Annotated in this window: 19 protein-coding genes; all 19 read left to right on the top strand. The window is 47.7% G+C overall.

What is annotated here, in order from left to right:
* The first annotated feature begins 15 nt into the window (after positions 1–15).
* The 19 genes from VSQ62_RS24725 to VSQ62_RS24635 all read left to right on the top strand — a co-directional run bounded on the left by VSQ62_RS24725 (position 16) and on the right by VSQ62_RS24635 (position 21390).
* Entirely contained in the window at positions 16–1806 is a 1791-nt protein-coding gene (locus tag VSQ62_RS24725) for a sensor histidine kinase (RefSeq protein WP_334637407.1), read from the top strand.
* Entirely contained in the window at positions 1803–3350 is a 1548-nt protein-coding gene (locus VSQ62_RS24720) for a response regulator (protein WP_334637406.1), read from the top strand. Before VSQ62_RS24725 ends, VSQ62_RS24720 begins: the two co-directional genes overlap by 4 nt.
* Before the next feature lie 150 nt (positions 3351–3500).
* Positions 3501–3995: a hypothetical protein gene (locus VSQ62_RS24715; RefSeq protein ID WP_334637405.1), complete on the top strand. Its 495-nt coding sequence runs from the start codon at positions 3501–3503 to the stop codon at positions 3993–3995.
* The gene (locus VSQ62_RS24710; protein WP_334637402.1) at positions 3988–4365 is read left to right on the top strand and encodes a TIR domain-containing protein; all 378 of its coding nucleotides are present in this window, start codon (positions 3988–3990) and stop codon (positions 4363–4365) included. The genes VSQ62_RS24715 and VSQ62_RS24710 overlap by 8 nt, the downstream gene beginning before the upstream one ends.
* Positions 4366–4860: 495 nt before the next feature.
* A complete protein-coding gene (locus VSQ62_RS24705; protein WP_502957831.1) occupies positions 4861–5736 on the top strand; it encodes an ABC transporter permease in 876 nt (291 codons plus the stop codon).
* A gap of 15 nt (positions 5737–5751) precedes the next feature.
* Entirely contained in the window at positions 5752–6729 is a 978-nt protein-coding gene (locus tag VSQ62_RS24700) for a carbohydrate ABC transporter permease (protein ID WP_334637399.1), read from the top strand.
* A 22-nt stretch (positions 6730–6751) separates the two neighbouring features.
* Positions 6752–8245: an ABC transporter substrate-binding protein gene (locus VSQ62_RS24695; protein ID WP_334637397.1), complete on the top strand. Its 1494-nt coding sequence runs from the start codon at positions 6752–6754 to the stop codon at positions 8243–8245.
* Between the two features lie 85 nt (positions 8246–8330).
* Entirely contained in the window at positions 8331–9422 is a 1092-nt protein-coding gene (locus VSQ62_RS24690; RefSeq protein WP_334637396.1) for an aldose 1-epimerase family protein, read from the top strand.
* A 171-nt stretch (positions 9423–9593) separates the two neighbouring features.
* Positions 9594–10274 carry a D-lyxose/D-mannose family sugar isomerase gene (locus tag VSQ62_RS24685; RefSeq protein WP_334637395.1) on the top strand — a complete coding sequence of 227 codons (681 nt, stop codon included), beginning with the start codon at positions 9594–9596 and terminating at the stop codon, positions 10272–10274.
* Between the two features lie 8 nt (positions 10275–10282).
* Positions 10283–12733 (top strand): beta-mannosidase, encoded by a 2451-nt coding sequence (locus VSQ62_RS24680; protein WP_334637394.1) that lies wholly within the window; start codon positions 10283–10285, stop codon positions 12731–12733.
* 17 nt (positions 12734–12750) lie between these two features.
* Positions 12751–13704: a HipA domain-containing protein gene (locus VSQ62_RS24675; protein WP_334637393.1), complete on the top strand. Its 954-nt coding sequence runs from the start codon at positions 12751–12753 to the stop codon at positions 13702–13704.
* Positions 13705–13718: 14 nt separating this feature from the next.
* Positions 13719–14582 carry a radical SAM protein gene (locus tag VSQ62_RS24670; RefSeq protein ID WP_334637392.1) on the top strand — a complete coding sequence of 288 codons (864 nt, stop codon included), beginning with the start codon at positions 13719–13721 and terminating at the stop codon, positions 14580–14582.
* Positions 14583–14631: 49 nt separating this feature from the next.
* Positions 14632–15540, top strand: coding sequence for a LysR family transcriptional regulator (locus tag VSQ62_RS24665; RefSeq protein ID WP_334637391.1), 909 nt, complete (start codon positions 14632–14634; stop codon positions 15538–15540).
* A gap of 273 nt (positions 15541–15813) precedes the next feature.
* Positions 15814–17223 carry a Na+/H+ antiporter NhaC gene (nhaC, locus tag VSQ62_RS24660; protein ID WP_334637390.1) on the top strand — a complete coding sequence of 470 codons (1410 nt, stop codon included), beginning with the start codon at positions 15814–15816 and terminating at the stop codon, positions 17221–17223.
* 20 nt (positions 17224–17243) lie between these two features.
* A complete protein-coding gene (gene nhaC, locus VSQ62_RS24655) occupies positions 17244–18644 on the top strand; it encodes a Na+/H+ antiporter NhaC (RefSeq protein WP_334637389.1) in 1401 nt (466 codons plus the stop codon).
* Entirely contained in the window at positions 18622–19851 is a 1230-nt protein-coding gene (locus VSQ62_RS24650) for a hypothetical protein (protein ID WP_334637387.1), read from the top strand. Before nhaC (VSQ62_RS24655) ends, VSQ62_RS24650 begins: the two co-directional genes overlap by 23 nt.
* Position 19852: 1 nt before the next feature.
* Positions 19853–20602, top strand: coding sequence for an SDR family NAD(P)-dependent oxidoreductase (locus VSQ62_RS24645; protein ID WP_334637386.1), 750 nt, complete (start codon positions 19853–19855; stop codon positions 20600–20602).
* A 253-nt stretch (positions 20603–20855) separates the two neighbouring features.
* Positions 20856–21173 (top strand): DUF6442 family protein, encoded by a 318-nt coding sequence (locus tag VSQ62_RS24640; protein ID WP_334637385.1) that lies wholly within the window; start codon positions 20856–20858, stop codon positions 21171–21173.
* 10 nt (positions 21174–21183) lie between these two features.
* Complete coding sequence (locus VSQ62_RS24635; RefSeq protein ID WP_334637383.1) at positions 21184–21390, top strand: helix-turn-helix transcriptional regulator; 207 nt, start codon at positions 21184–21186, stop codon at positions 21388–21390.
* The last annotated feature ends 30 nt before the right edge of the window (positions 21391–21420 follow it).

Genomic DNA, 21420 nt, shown 5'->3' with positions numbered 1-21420 from the left:
GGAAGGGCGCTGACAATGGAGGTTAAGAGTTCAAAGCAATTATATAATAAACTGTTCTATATCTATACGCTCATCTTGTTATGTGCCATATCCGCGCTGGTCATCTATTTCTACAACAGTACCAGAAACCGTGTCCTTGAGCAGAGCTTAAGCTACACGGAGATGATGAGTGAGTCGGCGCTTATGTATCTTGAGGATACTTCGGATATAGCGGAACATATTCACGAGAATCTGTACAAGTCGAGTATGGAGCTTAATGATGTGCTGCACTATATGACGGACGAACCTGCCGTCTACCAGAAGTATCGCCTGGATACTTATATTGAGAACAAGCTCAGCGGATACAAAGGCATCGAGAAATTTTTCCTGGATGCACTCCAGGCATACACAAGCCTGGATCATATTACTCTGTACAGCTATGAGCGGGATGAGATAACGGAATATACAAGGGATGGGAAGAGCTACAGGAGAGCCGGCGATGATGAATTCAAGCGCCGGCTTGAAGCTGTGGATCTGGTAGGAGAAGACAGTTTTGCCTATCTTAAGGAGATCCGGAATCCGGCGACGATGCAGGTTAAGGGGTGTATGATCCTGGAATTCAAGAGTAAGAGGTTCGAGACGATCCGGCAGTATTATTCCCGTGCGGAGCTGATCGTGTACAATGATGCCGGATCGCCGGTATATGAGTCTTCCGGCAGGCATAAGATCGCCGATATTATGAAGGCCGATAATAAAGGCGCGCTGGAGAGTATGCTGAACGCCTATGTGGAGGAGGCCTGGAAGGGGCAGTACCATGTGATCGGTTATCTTGAGAAGGACCGGGCGGCAGCGGTGCCCTGGTCTGTTGCCGTGATGCTTTTGGCAGTCGGGATCGCGGTGATGATATTGGGTGAAATATTTGTAAAATATCATCTGCAGAAGCTTGCCGGAAGGCTGAACCGTCTCTTGGAGGGAATGACGAAGGTTATGGACGGTAATCTGGATGTACGGATCCCAACGGATAAGAACGGAGATGAGTTGGATGTGATCGCCGGATATTTCAATGAAATGTGTGTGAATCTGGACGAGCATATCAAGAAGCGGTATCTGGCTGAGATTGAGCAGAAGGATGCCGAGATGGCGGCGCTGCAGAGCCAGATCAATCCGCATTTCTTGTATAATACGCTGGAGGCGATCCGTATGAAGGCCATCTGCAACGGAGACCGGGAGGTCGGGAAGATGCTCTACAGTCTGGCTGTTACCTTCCGCGCGCAGATCAAGGAAGCGGATATCATTACACTGGCGCAGGAACTTCACTACAGTAAGAAATATATGGAGCTTTTTGAGTTCCGTTATCCGAATCAGTTCAAGGCCATGGTAGAATGTCCGGAAGAATATCTGCAGGCGCCGATCATTAAGTTCGTGCTGCAGCCTGTGATTGAGAATTATTTTATCCACGGGATACGGATGAAGGAACAGGATAATTATGTGAAAATAGTTGTTGAGAAGGAAGAGACATACGAATGCAGGGATGGACGCTGTCTTACAGAGGGATGTGCAGCAAGTACGGGATTTCGGATAATCGTGGAGGATAACGGAAAAGGAATGGCGGAGGATGAGATCACGGCAAAGAATCAGGAGCTTGAGAATGATGCCATGAAGAAGCAGTCGTCGATTGGTATTGCCAATGTCAACCGAAGGCTTAAGGCTGTCTATGGCAGAGAATATGGGATTCATATAGAATCGAGAAGCGGGGGAGGCCTCCGGGTGATTTTGAGGTTCAAAACAGACGAAGTAGTTCCGGTTGTTCAGGAGGAAGGAATATGATGAAGAAGGTAATGATAGTGGAGGATGAAGAACTGATCTTACAGGGAATTCGGAATATCATAGATTGGGAAGCGCTGGGTCTTGACGTGGTGCATATGGCGCACGACGGCATGGAGGCGCTTGAACTGTGGGAGAAGGAGCCGGTGCACATCGTGGTGACGGATATCAGCATGCCGGAGATGGATGGGCTTATACTTCTACGGAAGATCCGTGAGATGGATGAACAGGTGCGCTTTATCATATTGACCGGATATGATGAGTTCTCCTATGCCAGAGAGGCGGTCCGGCTGGATGTGGAGAATTATATCCTGAAGCCTGTCAATGAGGAGGAACTGGAGCGTCAGCTTCGGGAGACGGTACAGAAGCTTGAGGAGATGGATAAGGAGAAGATCCGTTATATTGATGAGAAGACCGAGTGGATGCATTTCTTAAATGGGAAGCCTGCGGCAGATGAGTTAGGGAAAACGGAACCAGAAGAGAAAGAATACCAAAAGTTTGCAGAAGCGTTGGGAATCATAAAAGCGGGTGCAAACTTCTATGCAGCAGTGATGAGATGGAATATGGACGGCTTAAAAGAGAATAAAATTGCAGATGTGATCGTGGACTTAAAGCAAGAAAATGGGCTTGAGCTTGTACATCTTCCGCCGGACAATCTGTTAATGGTACTGGAAGCCGGTGATATGGGAGAAGAGCAGGTGCAGGAATATTTTCAGGATCTTCAGAATCGGATTGAGAGCAGATACAATCTAATGACATTTGTCTGCGTAGGACCATCCATTCAGAGAATCGAACAGCTTCCGAAGGCTTACAGATCAGCAAAGAAACTTCAAAAATATCTGGTCATTGAAGGATACGGAAGCTGTATCAGCCAAAGGCAGATCCATGACCGGAAAACAGAAGCGATCAGTATGGATGAAGCACGGCTTAGGAAATTCATTCTGAAGAAAGAGAAGGAATCGGCGATCAGATATATAGAAGACTTGCTTATCAACAATATACAAAAAGATGCTGATGCGGGTTCATTGTATCAAATTGCAGTGAAGATCGCAATGTTGCTCCAGGATATGAAAAAAGAATACAAACTTGAATCGTGTAGGTTCCATGATCTCTCGGAACTTATGGAGGCGATTTTTGGTGCAGATGATATTTACGGAATTAAGACGGCATTTGTGTCAGAGATTACAGAGATCATCGAATGTATGCATGAAGAGAATTCTCAGTATACCCCTGTGGTGCGCCAGATCATCGCGGAAGTTCAGAAGAATTACAGAGAAGATATGAACCTCAAGACACTGGCGTATAAGTACCATATGAATGCGTCTTATCTGGGGCAGCTGTTCCAGAAGGAAGTGGGATGTTCCTTTGCACAGTATCTCAGTAACACGAAGAATGGGATTGCGAAAGAGCTGATCCTGAATACCAATATGAAGATCAATGACATTGCGAGGCAGGTGGGATATCCGGATACCAGTTATTTTTACCGGAAGTTTAAGCAGTGTTACGGGGTGTCTCCGGCATCGCTGCGGGAGATGAAAAAGTATTAGACATTTTTCGGCAAAATATGATATAAAATGAAGAAAATAACTGTAATAAAATGGCGAATATGATGTACAAATATTGAAATTTCAATTTATCTGGCTTATATTATATAGAGAACTATTAAAAAGTGAGAAAGATATCATTGAGGTGGATTGTTGGGAGCAAATAAAAGGAATTTGAGTGATGAGCAGAGGGTAATAGCAGATGAATTAGATAAGATTCAAATAGATCAGCTACATAAAGCAACATTGAATTTCAGTAATAATAGTTTGGAAACGAAAAAATTATGTGTCACGGTACAGATCGCGGTATATACGTTGTTGGCAGGTATCTATAAAGAAAGTCCATTGTCCAATCTTGTAATTGCTCTAGAGTTATTAGGGATTCTGATACCGGTTTTGTTTTATGCTGTTGATGTAGTATTATATTTTTATCAGGATAGATTAAGAGAGAATATGAACAAGAGGATGGATGAGATAAAAAAGCGGAATGGATTGCCGGTTCGGTCAGAGAATAGAAGTAAGAGGCGGTTATTCCGATCATTTTTTAATGGATCACAGATTCTATATTTGGGATTAATTATTGTTTCAATTATTGCTCCTTTGTTAATTAAAGTTTGTGTTGAAATATGGGGGAATATTAGTGCGTAATAATAAAATCTTTTTTAGTTATACGTTAAGGGATAGTGAAATTAATATCGATATTCTTCTTAGTATCAAAAATAAATTTCGAGATTACAGTACAGTTGAAACGTATTTTGATATCTTGGATAATTGTTCGCCAGATCATCAGGGGTATGTTTATAAAGTGCTTGAGGAATCTAATATTTTATGTTTAATAAAGTCGTCTGATGTGAATTCTTCTAGTTGGGTAGGAAAGGAATTATATATTGCGAGGCAAAGGAACATACCCATTATAGAAATCAATGAGAAAGATATTAATCAAATTTTGAATTGTAATTCAAGAGATGAATTTATGAAAAATTCAAAAGTTGAAGAAATGATATTTGCAAATATGTAAGTGGACAAAATCGTGAAATGATGGACATATTATTTCACGGTTTTTTTGTGCGTAAAAATAGAAATGATCCTACTAGAATTTGTCCAATGAACCCGAAAGTTTTCAACTTTCCATACAAACTGCACAATGATATAGTTGATACAGAGTAACAGTTCAGACAGGTCTGCGCATTCACTGCGCTGACCGTGCCATAGAGTAGAGCCTGAAAGCGTACGGTCCATCGCGAAGCGATTTTTAATGGCCGGATGCCTATAACAGTGAAGGTATCTGAACTGTTACGATACAGATACAAAACACTGCAGTTTAACGGACCGGTAAGTTGACAGACAGTGCGGACGCCAGATCATACGGTTAGAAATGCAGCTGCAATCCGATGAGAATGTGTCCGGGAAAAGGAGGAGGTTAAGAGTGAAGGCTAATACAAAAAAAGCCGGGAAACCCAAAGGGAATTTCCTTAGCCGGCTTAAGGCAAATAAAGAGCTGCTGATCTTAAGCATGCCGGGAGCAATCTGGTTTCTGTTTTTTGCTTACCTGCCGTTGTTCGGTATTCTGGTGGCATTCAAGAAATTCCGGTTATCCGGAGACGGGTTCTTCTATAACTTATTCACGAGCGAGACCGTGTGGTTTGACAATTTCAAATTCCTGTTCAGCAGCGGCGACGCGTGGATCATTGTGAGAAATACGGTGCTTTATAATCTGACATTTATCATTCTTGGCGTGGCGGTGCCGGTGGTGCTCGCACTGCTTCTGAATGAGATCAAGAACAAGGGAATGATGAAGATCTATCAGAGTTCCATGTTCCTGCCGTACTTCCTGTCATGGGTAGTTGTAAGCTACTGCGTGTTCGCATTCCTGAATCCTGAGAAGGGTTATTTCAACGCGATCATCCAGCAGTTCGGCGGTGAGCCGGTTTCCTGGTATACGGAGACGAAGTTCTGGCCTTTTATCATCATTTTCATGAGCCAGTGGAAGGGAATGGGATACAATACGGTGGTTTATCTTGCTTCGATCTGCGGAATCGACAAGACCTATTATGAGGCGGCGGTGCTTGACGGGGCCAGCAAGTGGCAGCAGATCAAATACATTACTCTGCCGCTTCTGAAGCCGGTCATCACGATCCTACTGATCATGTCTGTCGGCGGAATCTTCAAGGCGGACTTCGGATTGTTCTACCAGCTGCCGAAGAATTCCGGCCCGCTGTACCCGGTAACGAATGTACTTGATACATATATTTTCCGGGCGCTTAAGACCAGCGGCGAGATCGGAATGAGCTCGGCTGCGGCGCTGTTCCAGTCGACGGTCGGATTCGTGCTGATCATGATCGCCAATAAGATCGTATCAAAGGTAGATAATGAGAATGCATTGTTTTAGAAGGGAGGGAAACCTGTGGCAGCACAAGATACGAAAGTAGCAAAAGTTTCCAACAGAAAGCTGCAGAAAAGAATCAAGAAGCTGGAAGCAGAAGAATGTAAATATAATCAGATCAAGACGCCGACGAATGTTCTGTTTAACATAATCTTGGCAGTATTGTCGCTGATCTGCGTCGTACCGTTTATCTTCGTCATCATCATCTCATTTACAGATGAGGCGTCGCTGGCGATGAACGGATACCGGTTCATCCCGGAGAAGCTAAGCTTCTATGCCTATGAATATATCGTAAGCGTCGGGGAAAATATTCTCAAGAGCTATGGGGTGACGATCTTTATCACCATAGTGGGAACGATAATCGGATTATTGCTTACGGGTACCTATGCCTACGCATTGTCCAGGAAAACCTATGCGTTCCGCAAATTCTTCACGACGGTGATCACCATCCCCATGCTGTTCAGCGGCGGTATGATTGCGAATTACCTGATCGTGACCAAGGTACTGATGCTCAAAGACTCTCTGTGGGCGCTGATCTTGCCCCTGTGTCTGAATTCATTTAACATCATCGTGTTACGGACGTTCTTCAAGACGAGTATTCCGGATGCGGTCGTGGAATCGGCGAAGATCGACGGAGCGTCGGAGTGGAGGCTGTTCTTCCAGATCGTCATTCCTATGGCGCTGCCGGGGCTTGCGACTATAGGACTGTTCCTGACGCTTGGTTACTGGAACGACTGGTTCAATGCCATGATGTATATGGATAACAAGGATCTGATCCCGCTCCAATATCTGCTGATCCAGATTGAGAGCTCCATCGACTGGCTGGCCAACAACAAAGCCGCCATGGGTGTCGACGGGATCACGACGGCGGCAAATATGCCGAAAGAGACTATTAAGATGGCGATCGTAGTGATATCTACGTTACCGATTATTTTCGCTTATCCGTTCTTCCAGAGATATTTTGTAAACGGATTGACGGTAGGAGCAGTGAAAGAGTAGAATGAATCAGGAGGGAATAGTGATGAAGTTTAAGATGATAAAGAGATTCGCGGCAGCAGGGCTTGCGGCGGTAATGACGGCAGGACTTCTGGCAGGCTGCGGCGGCAAGACGGCAGAGACGAATTCAAGCGGGGACGAGATCGTGGAATTGACCTGGTGGCAGATCGGTGATGCGCAGAAGGACCAGGATCGGGTGATCGAGAAGGTGAATGAATATATAGGAGAGAGGATCGGTGTGAAATTGAAGATCAATACGGCCGGCTGGGGCGATTATGACCAGAAGATGCAGGTCGTGATCAATACAGGGGATGACTGGGATCTGTGCTTCACCTGCTCCTGGGCCAATAATTATCTCCAGAACGCGAACAAGGGTGCATTCCTCCAGATCGATGATTACATCAAGGATACAGAGATGTACAAGAATATTGACGGGCGTTTCTGGGAAGCGGCAAAGGTACAGGGCAAGACCTACGGCGTTCCGAGCGAGAAAGAGATCGGAAGTATGCCGATGTGGGTATTTACCAAAGAATATGTCGACAAATATGAGATTCCGGTAGACGAGATCCACAGCCTGGAGGATCTGGAACCATGGCTTAAGCTTATCAAGGAGAAGGAACCGGATGTAGTGCCGATGTATCTTACCAGCAGCTATTCCGCGCCGATCTATATGGATCTGATCCAGAATCCGGTGGGTATCGAGTACGGCGACGATACGCTGACGGTCAAGAATGTATTTGAGACTGAGAAGATGAAGTCGACTCTTGAGACTATGAGGAAATATTATCTTGCAGGCTATATAAATAAAGACGCGGCTACGGCCTCCGACGACAAGTCTGTGAAGCGCTTTGTGACGAAGGGAGACGGACAGCCGTATGCAGAGCTGGTATGGGGAAAAGACTTGGGATATGAAGTTGTGGCGACTCCGATCATGGATACTTATGTGACAAATATCTCCGCCCGCGGAGCCCTCACTGCCATCAACGCGCAGACCAAGCATCCGGAGAAGGCGGTAGAGTTCCTGAACCTGGTCAATACGGATGAGTATCTCAGGAATCTGCTGAACTACGGTATTGAAGGCGAACACTGGGATAAGGCTGAGGTTCCGGCCGATGAAGCGGCCGAAGCCAAAGGGAAGCCGTATGTGTATGAGAACAAGATCAAGCTGAACGAGGAGACAAGGAAGAATTATTCTGTATCCTACTGGGTACAGGGCGGATTATTCAACACCTATGTACTGGAGAATGAGCCGGTGGATAAATGGGCGGTCTTCAAGGAATTCAATGATTCGTCTGTTGAGGCTCCGTCCTTTGGATTCGACTTCGATCTGGAACCGGTCAGCACGGAAGTAGCCGGATTCGGCAATGTAATGGATGAATTTGGCAAATCTCTCTACACCGGAAGCGTAGACCCCAAGGAATATCTGCCGAAGCTTCAGGAGAAGTTAGAGGCGACGGGTATCGACAAGGTGATCGAGGAGATGCAGAAACAGATTGACGAGTGGAAGGCATCGAAGTAGAATGAGTAATAGATAGAAAGGCAGCCCTTGTTGTGTGGGAGAGGGCTGCCTTTCTTCAGACGGGAAAAGCGAGGGGGAATGCTTGGTGAATGAAAAGAAAACACTGTTGAGTAAGGTGGGAAGCATGCAGCAGCTTATGTATGTACGCCCGGTCACCTATGAAGAGGGAAGAGCCAGGGGGATGCGTGCTTACGAGGTGAAGAATGGTCCGCTCAGATTCGGCGTGATGGCGGACAAGTGCCTGGATATTACGGATGTTTCGTTCTTGGGCCATAATGTCAGTTTCCTGGCGAAGCCGGGGCTGATGGGGCGCAGCCACTATGATACCAACGGAGCGGAAGCGCAGCGCAGTATCATGGGCGGGATGCTGTTCACCTGCGGGCTTGAGAATATCTGCGCGCCCTGCAGGATCGGCGGCAGGGACTATCCCATGCATGGGCGGATCCGCACGACTCCGGCGGAGCATGTGGGAGCGAAGGCATACTGGGACGGGGATGATTACATCGCCGAGATATCGGGAACCATGCGGGAGGCAGAGCTGTTCGGAGAGAATCTTGTGCTGCGCCGAAGGGTCACGACCCGGTATGGAGAGAACAAGATCTATATCGAGGATGAGATCACGAATGAAGGCTTCCGCAGGGAGCCAATGATGCTGCTGTACCATATGAATGCAGGATACCCGCTTCTGTGTGAGGATTCCGGGATCATCATCCCAACGCGGAAGGTGCTCCCGCGGGATGAGACGGCGGCGCTTCATACAGGGAATTTCAGCCGGATGGAACCGCCAAAGGACAATGAGCCGGAGTATGTGTTCCTCCATGAGATGGCTGCGGATCAGGAAGGGAATACATTTGCTGCGATTATCAATAAAGAACTTGGAATTGGATTGAAAATAGAATATAATTTAAGGGAATTACCGTATTTCATGCAGTGGAAATCTATCGCGCCGGGGGATTATGTCGTGGGGTTAGAACCGGCTAATTCCAGCGTCTATGGGAGACCGTATCATATAGAAGAGAATAGCCTGCATCAGATGGAGCCGTTTGCCGCGGAGCGGAAGCAGATTGTGCTGTCATTCCTGACCGGAAAGGAGCTTGACGGGGTGGAGCAGGAGGCAGAGAATCTGTTGAGAGCCGGCGGCAATGTGTCGGGAAAGACAGAGGCCGAAATATGGTAACAGTTCAGACAGGTCTGCGCATTCACTGCGCTGACCGTGCCATAGAGTAGAGCCTGAAAACATACGGCCCATCGCGAAGCGATTTTTAATGGCCGGATGCCGGTAACAGTGAAGGTATCTGAACTGTTACGGAAGATGTGTGAAAAGAAGACAGGAAGGAGATTATATAAGATGAAACGTTCAAAAATCAATGCAGAGATTAAGTGTATGGAGGAGATGATTGAGGCTCATGGCTTCGAGATCCCGCCGTTTTGCAAGTGGTCTGCGAAGGACTGGGAGAATAAGGGAGCGGAATATGATGAGATCCGGGATAATATGCTTGGGTGGGACATCACGGATTACGGCCTTGGCAGATTCGACGAGGTGGGCTTCTCGCTGATCACGATCCGCAACGGGAATCTGAAGATGGATAAGTACACGAAGACTTATGCGGAGAAGCTTCTCTTCGTGAAGGAAGGGCAGATGGCGCCCATGCATTTCCATTGGAATAAGATGGAAGATATCATCAACAGAGGCGGCGGTAATGTGCTGATCACGGTGTATAATTCCACGAAGGACGGTGAATTTGCAGATACGGATGTGACGGTGAACTGTGACGGGCGAGAGTATACGGTTCCGGCAGGCACGAAGGTTAAGCTGATTCCGGGCGAGAGTATCACGATCTATCCATATATGTATCATGATTTCCATGTGGAGGAAGGAAGCGGCGACGTTCTGTTGGGAGAGGTGTCCATGTGCAATGATGATGAGCATGATAACCGTTTCTACGAGCCGATCGGACGCTTCCCGGAGATCGAGGAGGATGAAGAGCCGTACCGTCTGCTGTGCAATGAGTATCCGAAGGCCAATTAGGAGGAGATATGGTAAAGCAAATATTGAACAAGAATTGGCGGATGCGAAGAACAGGGGAGCCAGATCAGCCTGCGGTTGTCCCCGGGACGGTCTATACGGATCTGCTGCGTAACGGCAATATGGAGGATCCGTTCTGGAGGGACAATGAGATCCGTGCGCTTCCTCTGATGGAAGATGATTATGAATATGAAGTATGCTTTGATGTCGGGGATGAGTTATTGGAGCAGGACAGGGTCCTGCTTCATTTTGACGGATTGGATACGATCGCAGATATATACCTGAATCAGGAGCATCTTGGTAATGCGTATAATATGCACCGGATCTGGGAATATGATGTGACAGAGAGTATTAAGGAGAAGGAGAATGTGCTGCGGGTTGTGCTGCATTCTCCTCTCAAGTACATCCGGGAAGAATTCGCCAAATGCAGGACGCTTGGGTCGGAGGACGCCATGGACGGATTCGTCCATATCCGGAAAGCACACTGCATGTTCGGATGGGACTGGGGAGCACATCTGCCGGATGCGGGGATCTTCCGTCCGGTATCGTTGTTTGGAGTGAAGAAGGCAAGGCTAGGCAGCGTATATATCCGGCAGGAGCATTCTAGGGAGAGGGTGACGCTGCGGTTGGAAGTGGATCCAGAGATGGAGACATTCTGTGATGAGCGGCTTGTAAAGGGAGTTCACTACGAGGTTGAGATTACAGCTCCGGATGGAACCATCCGGAACTATACCGATTCTCCAAAGGAGATTCATATAGAGAATCCCATGCTTTGGTGGCCCAACGGTTACGGCGAACAGCCGTTATATACGGTGAAAGTGACCCTGTATGCAGACGGCGAGCCGGCAGATACCTGGGAACGCCGGATCGGGCTTCGCACTATGACTATGAGGATTGAGAAGGACGAGTGGGGAGAGAGTTTTGCCCATGAAGTGAACGGTGTTGCCATATTTGCCATGGGGGCGGACTATATCCCGGAGGATCATCTGCTTGGAAGGGTGACGCCGGAGACTACGAGGAAGCTCCTTAGCCAGTGCGTTGCTGCGAATTACAATGCGGTCCGCGTATGGGGCGGCGGCTATTATCCGGAAGACTGGTTCTATGACATCTGTGACGAGCTGGGGCTTATTGTCTGGCAGGATTTCATGTTCGCATGCGCCGTATACGAACTGACGCCGGAATTCAAGACGAATATCCGGCAGGAGTTCATCGACAATATCAAGCGTCTCCGCCATCACGCGTCACTGGGATTGTGGTGCGGCAATAATGAGATGGAGATGTTCGTAGATCAGGGAGAATGGGTATCGAAGAAGACAGAAGTGAGGGATTATGTGATCATGTATGAGCAGTTGATCCCGGAGGTGTTGGAACAATACGATCCCCAGACCTTCTACTGGCCGGCAAGCCCGTCGTCGGGAGGGGCGTTTGACGAGCCGAACAGCCCAGACAGGGGAGATGTGCATTACTGGGATGTATGGCATGGGAATAAACCGTTCTCCGATTACCGTAAGTATTACTTCCGTTATGCGTCTGAATTCGGATTCCAGTCCTTCCCAAGCAGGAAGACCATCGAGACCTTCACAGACGATCCGAAGGATATGAATATCTTCTCCTACATCATGGAGAAGCATCAGCGCAACAACGGCGCGAATGGGAAGATCATGAACTATCTGCAGCGGACCTATCTCTATCCGACGGATTTCGGCACGCTCATTTATGCGTCGCAACTTCTGCAGGCAGACGCGATCCGATACGGGGTCGAACATTTCCGAAGGAACAGGGGACGTTGTATGGGTGCGATCGTGTGGCAGTTAAACGACTGCTGGCCGGTGATCTCCTGGTCCTCCGTTGATTACTGCGGAAGATGGAAGGCACTTCACTATGCGGAGAAGCGTTTCTTTGCGCCGCTCATGATCTCCTGTCAGGAAGAGAGCATGATGACGCAGAAGGCCGATATGAACCGGGAGCATTTTACATTTGAGAAGTCGGTCCGGTTAAATGTAGCGAACGAGACCAGAGAAGAGCAGGTGGTAGAGGTATCCTGGGCGCTCCGCAATGCGAAGGCGCAGGTGCTCCGCGACGGCGGTACGAAGGAATTACGGGTTCCGGCGCTTACAAGCGTGTGGCTTGACAAGGTGATGCTGCCGGATGTGGATATCTTCTCGGAGTATGTAAGCTATGAGATAAGACAGGACGGCAGGGTGATATCTGACGGAACGGTCATCTTCTCGTACCCTAAGTATTTCAGGTATGAGGATCCGAAGTTGTCCTTCCGTGTGGAAGGGGATGAGATCGTTGTGGCGGCGGGTGCGTATGCGAAGAGTGTGGAGATACTGAACGAGCAGGAAGACCTGATCCTCTCGGATAATTATTTTGATCTGAACGGGGATGAGAGGCGTGTGAAGATCCTCGCGGGAGAGGCGGAAGGGATCAGGCTTCGGAGTGTTTATGATATCAGGTAAAAAAGTGAGGACTTGCTATGATTGAGATTAAGGATTTAAACCGATATGAAAAAGACCGCTGGGGATTATACGGCGGTTTATCAGGTTCAAAATATGGCATATTGATTGACGGCGCCCGCTGGATGGTAAAATTCCCGGAAAATACAAAACATTTTCCTGGTAAAGATAAACCTAATCATCATATTCCGGCTTATACGACAAGTCCGATCAGTGAATATATAGGATCAAAGGTCTATGAGTCGCTTGATATTCCGGTACATGAAACGATACTGGGATATCGGGATGGAAAGATTGTTGTTGCCTGCCGGGATTTTGATCCGTACCGGGCCATGATTGATTATGGAAAGATTAAGAACGCCGTGACTGAGAATGATGCGAATCTGACAGGAAGCAGCGATCATCATGGAGAGGTATTAGAAGATGTACTTATCGTAATGGATACATCGGATATTTTAAAGGATACCCCAAATGTGAAAGAGCGGTTTTGGGATATGTTTGTGGTGGATGCTTTTATAAGAAATAATGACCGTAATAACGGGAATTGGGGTATATTTATCAATGGAGACGGCTCAATCTCGCTGGCACCGGTATACGATAACGGGAATGCATTATTTAATAAGCGCAATCCATCAGTTGCAGAGCGCAGGCTGTGCAACGAAGCAGATATTATTCAGGATGCATTGGAAACAGGAACTTCGTTTTTTACCGATAAGAGCGGGAGACATCTGCATCCGTTTGCATTTATAGAAAGTATGCAGAATGAGGAGTGTAATACGGCAGTGCTTCGCTTTGCCGATAAGGTGGATATGAGTAAGATCAGGGGGATTGTAGACGATATTCCGGAGACAGCGTTTGGTGTTGAGATCATAACTTCTGCACAGAAGGAGCATTATAAGAGGATGTTTGAGATCATCTGTGAGAAGAGTATCTTCCCAACGGCAGAGAAAATCAGAAACAACAGAATGTCTTAAGGGGGGATGCGAACATGACACGTGAAGAATTATATCAGTCGATCTATACACATGACACCATCTATCTGCCGCCCCATGAGCAGGCGACGGCGGCCTTAGAGGTGTCGCTTGGATGCAGCTGGCACAGATGCACGTTCTGTGATTTTGCCAAAGACACATTTAAGATCCATCCCATGGAGAGGCTTGAGCACGACCTTAAGATCCTGGCCGAGCTTCGTCCCGAGGATACACGTCTCTTCTTCCTTGGGGAAAATGCGTTCTGCATGGATGCAGAGCGTATCCTTAAGATCATAGAGCTTACGCACAGATATATGCCGAAGGTGCGGGAATATGCAATGTATTCCCGTATTGACGATATCCTGCGCAAGACGGATCAGGAATTGGCCAGGCTTGCAGGAGAAGGGGTTCAGGCGCTTCACATCGGAGTGGAGAGCGGGAGTGACTCTATCCTGGAGGCGCGGAATAAGGGGATTACCTCGGCGCAGGTCATAGAGGCGCTGTCAAGGCTTGACCAGGTGGGTATCGATTATTATCTGACCATTATCCCGGGGCTTGGCGGACGTACCTTCTCGCGCCTGCATGCCATTGAGACGGCAAGGATGCTGAATCAGGTGCATCCGCGCAATATCTGGTGCCTGAAATTAAAGCTGTGGGAGGACACGATTCTCTATAAAGAGGCAAAGGCGGGGAATTTTGACGAGATGACGCCGGCGGAGATCTTGAGGGAGGAGAGGCTTCTGCTTGAGAATCTTACGGTTACAGACTGCCTGTTTGAGGACACCACGGTTCTTGACCAGTTTACGATCCAGGGAGTGCTGCCGGGAAAGAAAGGAGAACTGCTTGGGGCGATTGATTATCTGTTGAGTTTGGAGCGGTGATTCCTGCGAGGTCTTTGACTTAAAGGAGTTGTAGAAGGAGGGAAAGAGAATGACCCTGCAGCAGTTAAGATACGCGGTTGAAGTAGCTAACAGGGGTTCGATGAATGAGGCGGCGAAGAAGCTGTATGTCTCCCAGCCAAGTCTGTCAAGCGCGATCAGGGAGTTGGAGAGGGAGATCGGGATATCCATCTTCAACCGGACGAATCAGGGAATCTCGGTATCGGCTGAAGGAAAGGAATTCCTCTGTTATGCACTGCAGATCGTGGAACAGGAGAATCAGCTTAAGGAGCATTATCTTGGAGCTAAACCATCCAAGCAGAAGTTCGGAATCTCCACGCAGCATTATACATTCGCGATCAATGCGTTCGTGAAGCTGCTTAAGGAGATGGATCCAGGAGAATTCGATTTTACGTTCCGGGAGACCACGACGGAGGAAGTGATCAAAGATGTACAGAACCGCAGAAGTGAGATCGGGATTCTCTATATGAATCATTTTAATGCAAGAATGATCCTTAAGAACTTGGAAGAGGCGGGACTTGAGTTTGCAGAACTATTTCAATCGAAATCCTATATTTATGTGACGGATACACATCCGTTAGCCCGGAAAAAAGAGATCAAATTCAGAGATTTGAAGCCGTATACATTTCTGTCTTTTGGAAAAGGAGAATACAATTCTAATTATTTTTCCGAAGAAATATTAAAGATCCTGGAGCATCGAAGGAATATCAAGGTCAGCGACCGAAGTACGCTGTTCTATTTGCTTCGGAAGCTCGGCGGATTTACCATCTGTACGCAGATGGTAAATAAAGAACTTCAAGGGGAGGATATTGTGGCGGTTCCCTTGAATGTAGAAGGAGCGATCAAGGTTGGGTTCGTTCTGTATAAAGATGAATGTCCAGGGGACATTGGAAAACGGTATATGGAGATCGTCAGAGAAGACATTGGTGACTTGTTATAGTTTTTAACTATTGCAAGTCTTTTTTTCGTCTATGGGATTCTGTATTCCTGAATCATGTTCTTACGGTCGGCGAAGCAAATGCGCGGACCTCTTAACTGTTACACGGCAGATTCAATATTTGATGCCGGTGACAGGGGGTCAATGGTTAGAGGAATCCTGTATAACGATACCAGGTCAAAGAATTGAAAAGAGTAAATGGATGAATTAAAATTATATCGTGAAAACATTAACTGCCGGTACAATGTTTTATCAAAAGGTATGGAGGATCTGTTTATGAGTGAAAATAAGAGGAAGGAAAGACCAGAGGAACGGAAAGCAGTTCTGGGTATGTCGCTTCTTGTGCTGGTTCTTTCTGTAGGTGTTCTGATGGCAGGAATTCTGGTACTTAAGTTGTCGCCGCATATTCCGATACTTGTCTGCACATTTATCATGGTGATCTACGGCCTGTATCTTGGGATACCGTGGGCAGAGATGATGAGCAAGGCGATGGAATCTATAGCCAGCAGTCTTGAGGCTATCATTATCGTCATGACCATAGGGATGGTGGTTGGTTCGTGGGTAGCCTGCGGGACGGTGCCTTATGTGATTTGGGGAGGCTTGAAGCTATTTACTCCTGCATTCCTGCTCCCGTTTACCGTGGTGCTCTGTGCGGTTATGAGTACGCTGACCGGAAGCTCGTGGACGACGGTGGGAACTGTGGGAGTCGCGTTCCTTGGGATTGGAGTTTCGATGGGGATCCCGGCGCCGGTCGTTGTAGGTGCGATCTGCTGTGGAGCGTTCTTCGGAGATACACAGTCTCCTATGTCGGACGGCTGTAATTTTGCAACGGCTATTTCAGGAGCGGGCCTGTACAACGGTGTGAAGGGGATGCTCTGTACGAACTGTCCGGCGCTTCTGATCAGCTTTATCGTGTATATTATCATCGGCCTTCGTTATTCTGTCTCGGCAAATGTAAGCTCCGGGGAACAGATTGCGGAGACGCTTGCGGGGTTGGAGCAGGGATTTCATATGACTCCGGCCGTATTGTTGCCGGCAATCGTGTTATTTATCCTTCTTGCGGTCAAGCTGCCGGCAATCCCGACCATGATCCTTGCGGCTGTAAGCGGCGTGGTGGTTGACGTGTTCTGCCAGAAAGATAGTCTGGCAGATGCATTGGGATATCTGATGAACGGGTATGTGGGGAATACGGGTGTAGCTGACGTAGACCGTATCATTACCCGGGGCGGAATGAATAATATGATGAGTACGGTCGCACTGATGATCTTCTCCATGTGGATGGCAGGTGTGCTCCAGCGCGTGGGCATTATATCCGTATTGCTTGAGAAGATTTCAAAAATGGTGACAAAGATTGTGCCGTTGGTATCTCTTACCAATATTCTGACATTTGTATTCAGCTATTTTGCGGCAGATCCGTACCTGGCTATGACGCTGCCGTCCAAGGCGCTGGAGGGCGCTTACGACGATCTGGAGTTAAATAGAAGCGTGTTGTGCAGAAGTGTCGGCAATGCGGTCCTCTTTGCGCCGATGGTGCCATGGGGATCCGGAGGACTCTACGTATCGGCTACTCTGGGAATCGCAGTCTCATCGTATATTCCATATTATTTTATGGGATATTTGGCGCCGTTGCTGTGCATCCTATTTGCAGCGGTTGGAATCGGAAATTATAAAGTAAACAAGGATTAAACAAGGAAGGAGTGCGGTGTATGAGGAAGGACAAGTATATATTTCCTGCGGCGTGTGTAAGCCTGCTGCTTGCAATCGGTGTCCTGATATACGGGGTACTGGTGCTTAAGCAGAACCCTCATATCCCGCTTGTTTTCAGCACTGTTATCATTATGCTGTATGGTGTGATGAATGGTAATACATGGCAAGAAATGCGTGCCGGTATGATAGAGAGTATCTCGGAATCTATCGAGGCGATACTGATCATCTGCCTGATCGGAGTGACCATTGGTACCTGGATGGCAGGCGGAACGGTACCGGCGATCATATATTATGGGTTTCAGGTATTTTCACCCCGGTTTTTCCTGGTGTCGGTGGTGGTCTTATGCAGCGTGATGTCCCTTGTCACAGGTTCGTCTTGGACGACCATCGGAACGATCGGGGTCGCATTTATGGGGATCAGTGCGGGACTTGGAATACCGGCAGGGATGACAGCCGGCGCGATTCTATGCGGCGCTTATTTTGGGGACAAACAGTCACCGCTCAGTGATTCTACGAATTTTGCGGCGGCGGTGGCGAAGACTGATCTGTATGAACACACCCGTTCTATGCTGTATACGACAGGTCCGGCATATTTGATGAGCCTCGTTATCTTCCTGATACTTGGGGTGAAATACGGCGGGAAGAAAGCAGACATCTCCCAGATCCAGACCATAACGGCGGGGCTGAAAGAAGGCTTCTATATAGGACCTGCGCTGCTGTTTCCGCTGTTAGTGCTGTTGATTCTGATCATATGGAGATTTCCGGCGATCCCAACCATGATGATTGCTTCTGCTCTGGGGCTGATCTGCACGGTCTTCGTTCAGGGGGAGAATGTGGAAGACGGAATGCATTATATGTATTCCGGATACGCGGGCACAACAGGGATCGAGGCGGTGGATACGCTGTTGACCAGAGGCGGCCTGACTTCTATGACAGGGACGGTTACACTGATGCTGATGTCGCTTTCTCTGGCCGGTGTGATGCGCTCTACGGGGATCATGAACGCGGTTCTGGAGAAAACAGGCAGACTTACAGAGAACAGTATCGGATTGATCGTCGTGACCTGGGCGCTGACGTTCCTTTTGAGCTTCTTCGCGGCGGACCCTTATCTGGCGATGATACTGCCGGCCAATATTCTGGGGGCAAGGTATGATGCGCTTGGGATACGAAGAAGCGTGATGTCGCGTACCCTGGAAGACGGCGGGACGGTTGTCTGTCCGATGGTGCCATGGGGAACGAACGGAATCTACTGTTCGGAGACACTTGGGTTATCTGTAGGATCGTATGTTTCTTATTATTTTCTGGGAATATTAACGCCTGCGGCTATGCTGTTTAGCGCCGTCACAGGTATCGGAGTGCGAAGGAGAGGAAATATAGATGGAAATACAAGAAAGAGATAGAATAATTCCGGGGAAAACGAATTTTATGAAGAGAAATGGATTCGCTTCGGAGATGGAATATAAAGAGAGAATGGCAGAAGAAGGGAGATTCATGTATCATTTTCACCTGTGCTGCCCGTCTCTTGAGGAATTAAAAATACAGATGGAGGAGCTTGACCGGAAGCTTGCCGAGAAGAACCTCCATCTGGACCGATTTGGAGTCAGTCTGGATTATGCTATGGCGCTTCCGGAAGGTGAGAGGGAGAAATACCGCAGCGGACAGGGACTCTATATGGTGAAACAGACGGATTGGAATATGCTGGGACATTCTGCCCATATGCAGCCGCATCTGGGGGACAATATGATCGGAAGTCCCGCATCTTATGAGAATGTAAGGGCGGCTCTGAAAGCGGGAGTCACAACAATCGGGAATATTTCACAGTTTTTCGGTTGGGATTATCCGGAATATCAGGATGTGGAAATTCGTACAAAGAGTACGGCAGCGGCGATCAGGCTTATGGCAGACTGCCGGGAGTATGGAACGCTGATTCATTCTAACCTGGACGACGGGTACGGTAATGCAGCGGGAGATCTGGGCCTTCTTGCCGGATGCGCGCTACTGGAAAAATATCTTATAGAAGAGCTGCTGCACGCGAAGCTTGCTCATTCCTTCGGTGATATGTTCCATTCGCCGTTCAAAAGACTTGTGTTCCTGTCTGCTCTGAAGAAAATACATAAAGGAACTATGACAGGTTCCATGATATTTACCAACAAACTGGGGCGGAATCATCGGGATAAAGGCCTGAATACGGCACATTTATCAGAATGCCTTCTCTGTGATATGGCAGGGCAGTTCCTTTATCGGACCGGACATGCAATCACTACGATGGCAGACGGAGGCCTGACTGCGGATGTGACTGCAGAAGAGATCGTGCGGACGCTGGAATATGCCAGAGAATTGGAAGCTTATGTGCCTGAGTACGCCAAGATGATCGACCGGGACAGGATAGATGAGACGGCGGATAAGGTTGTAGAACGGGGAGAATTATTCTTAGAACATGTGCTGAAGGCATTGGGCGAACGGATCGATATCCGAGACCCTTATGAGATGATGCTTGAGATCAAGAAGATGGGAATGGAAAGATTGATGGAAGAGTTGGCACCAAAGGATGGAACAGATGTGATCGTAACGGATTATAGGATATATAAGGCGGCGGAAAGGAGTTAGTATGTCAGAAAAAGAGTTGAACGGAAAAGTGGCTGTTGTGACAGGCGGGGCGAGAGGAATCGGGAAATGTATCGCCGAGACTCTTGCAGATAAGGGAGCGGATCTGGTGGTCCTGGATATGAAGGTAAAAGAGGAAGACGAGGTAATCCGGAACTGTACGGCAATGGGTGTGAAGGCATTGGCTGTAGAATGTGATATTACGGAGCTTGGAGACATCTGTACTTCTGTCGGTTATATCATAGAGAAGATGGGAAGGATCGATATCCTGGTGAATAATGCGGGAGTGTATCCGGCGGCGCCGATCCTCGAAGTGGAAGAAAGCACGTTTGATTTTGTCATAGATGTGAATCTCAAAGGGTTATTCTTCCTAACGCAAGAAGTAGTGAAAACTGCTATGCTGCCAAATGGATACGGGAGGATTGTGAATATCTCTTCCTGTGACGGGAAGAATCCGGGAAGAGGTGTTGCGATATACGGAGCGGCGAAGGCGGGTGTGATCAGTCTTACCAAGTCCTTCGCGAGCGAGTTGTCAGGTTCGAATATTAATTCCAACGCCGTTGCGGCAGGATGGGTAGAATCCGCTCAGGTGCTGGCAAATGACAGGTGGAGGGATGCTCTTCCGCTGATTCCGTCAGGACGCCTGGGGAAGCTGAGCGAGATCGCGGAGGCGGTGGCATTCCTGTGTAATGATAAGGTGGCTTATATTAATGGAGAGATCCTGGATGTGAACGGCGGGATCATTATGGATTAAAAAATGATAGTTGTTACGGATAGACATCAGTCAGAGGGGCTGGTGTCTTTTTATGTACAGGGGCGCACAGATGAAATGGATGCTTATATAACGTGCGTCCCACGCGGCGAGTAAGGGGAAAACTTTCCCTGCTCGATGCTGGCATTTTTCGGTGTACTAGAGTGATTTTGACCGGAAAGTGTTGACAAGAAAACTTGACACATATATAATGGAAATGACAAGAAAACTTGACTGTATATAGGAGGTGTCATCCATGGAAAGAGATGAGGTATTGCGCAGAATACAAGATAAGAAGCCAAATGCACTGGATGAGATGGAGCAGGATATTTTGAACAAAGGCTGTAAGGTGGGAGTGATAGCAGGATTTATTGCTTGTATTGCTGCAATGATTGTGAAGATGATAGCAGGACTCCCGTACTATGATGTATATGCGATCTATTGTTTTATAGCGAGCGGTCAATGGTTCTATAAGTGGATCAGGCTCAGAAGGAAATATGATCTGTGTTATGGGATCTTATGGTTCGGAATGGCGGTCGGATTATTCATTGGATACTTGGTGGAAATCTTCTGATGGAGGACATATGGATACGGAACTCATATTAAGAAATAATTTGAAGCAGGCCAGAACAGAGAAGAATTTGTCTCAGAGTGAACTTGCCAGGCTGGCGGGTGTATCCCGCCAGACAATCTGCTCGATAGAGACAGGGGTATTTAATCCGACTGCCAAGCTGGCATTGATCCTATGTATTGCACTGGATAAGAAATTCGAGGAGTTATTCTATTTTTAAAATCTATAATCACTTGATTTTGTTGATTTT

Source organism: Sporofaciens sp. JLR.KK001 (assembly GCF_036941055.1).
In the GTDB taxonomy this organism is placed as follows: domain Bacteria; phylum Bacillota; class Clostridia; order Lachnospirales; family Lachnospiraceae; genus Sporofaciens.
The sequence above is the reverse complement of the archived record's forward strand: the minus strand, read 5'-3'. Positions and strand labels throughout refer to the sequence as shown.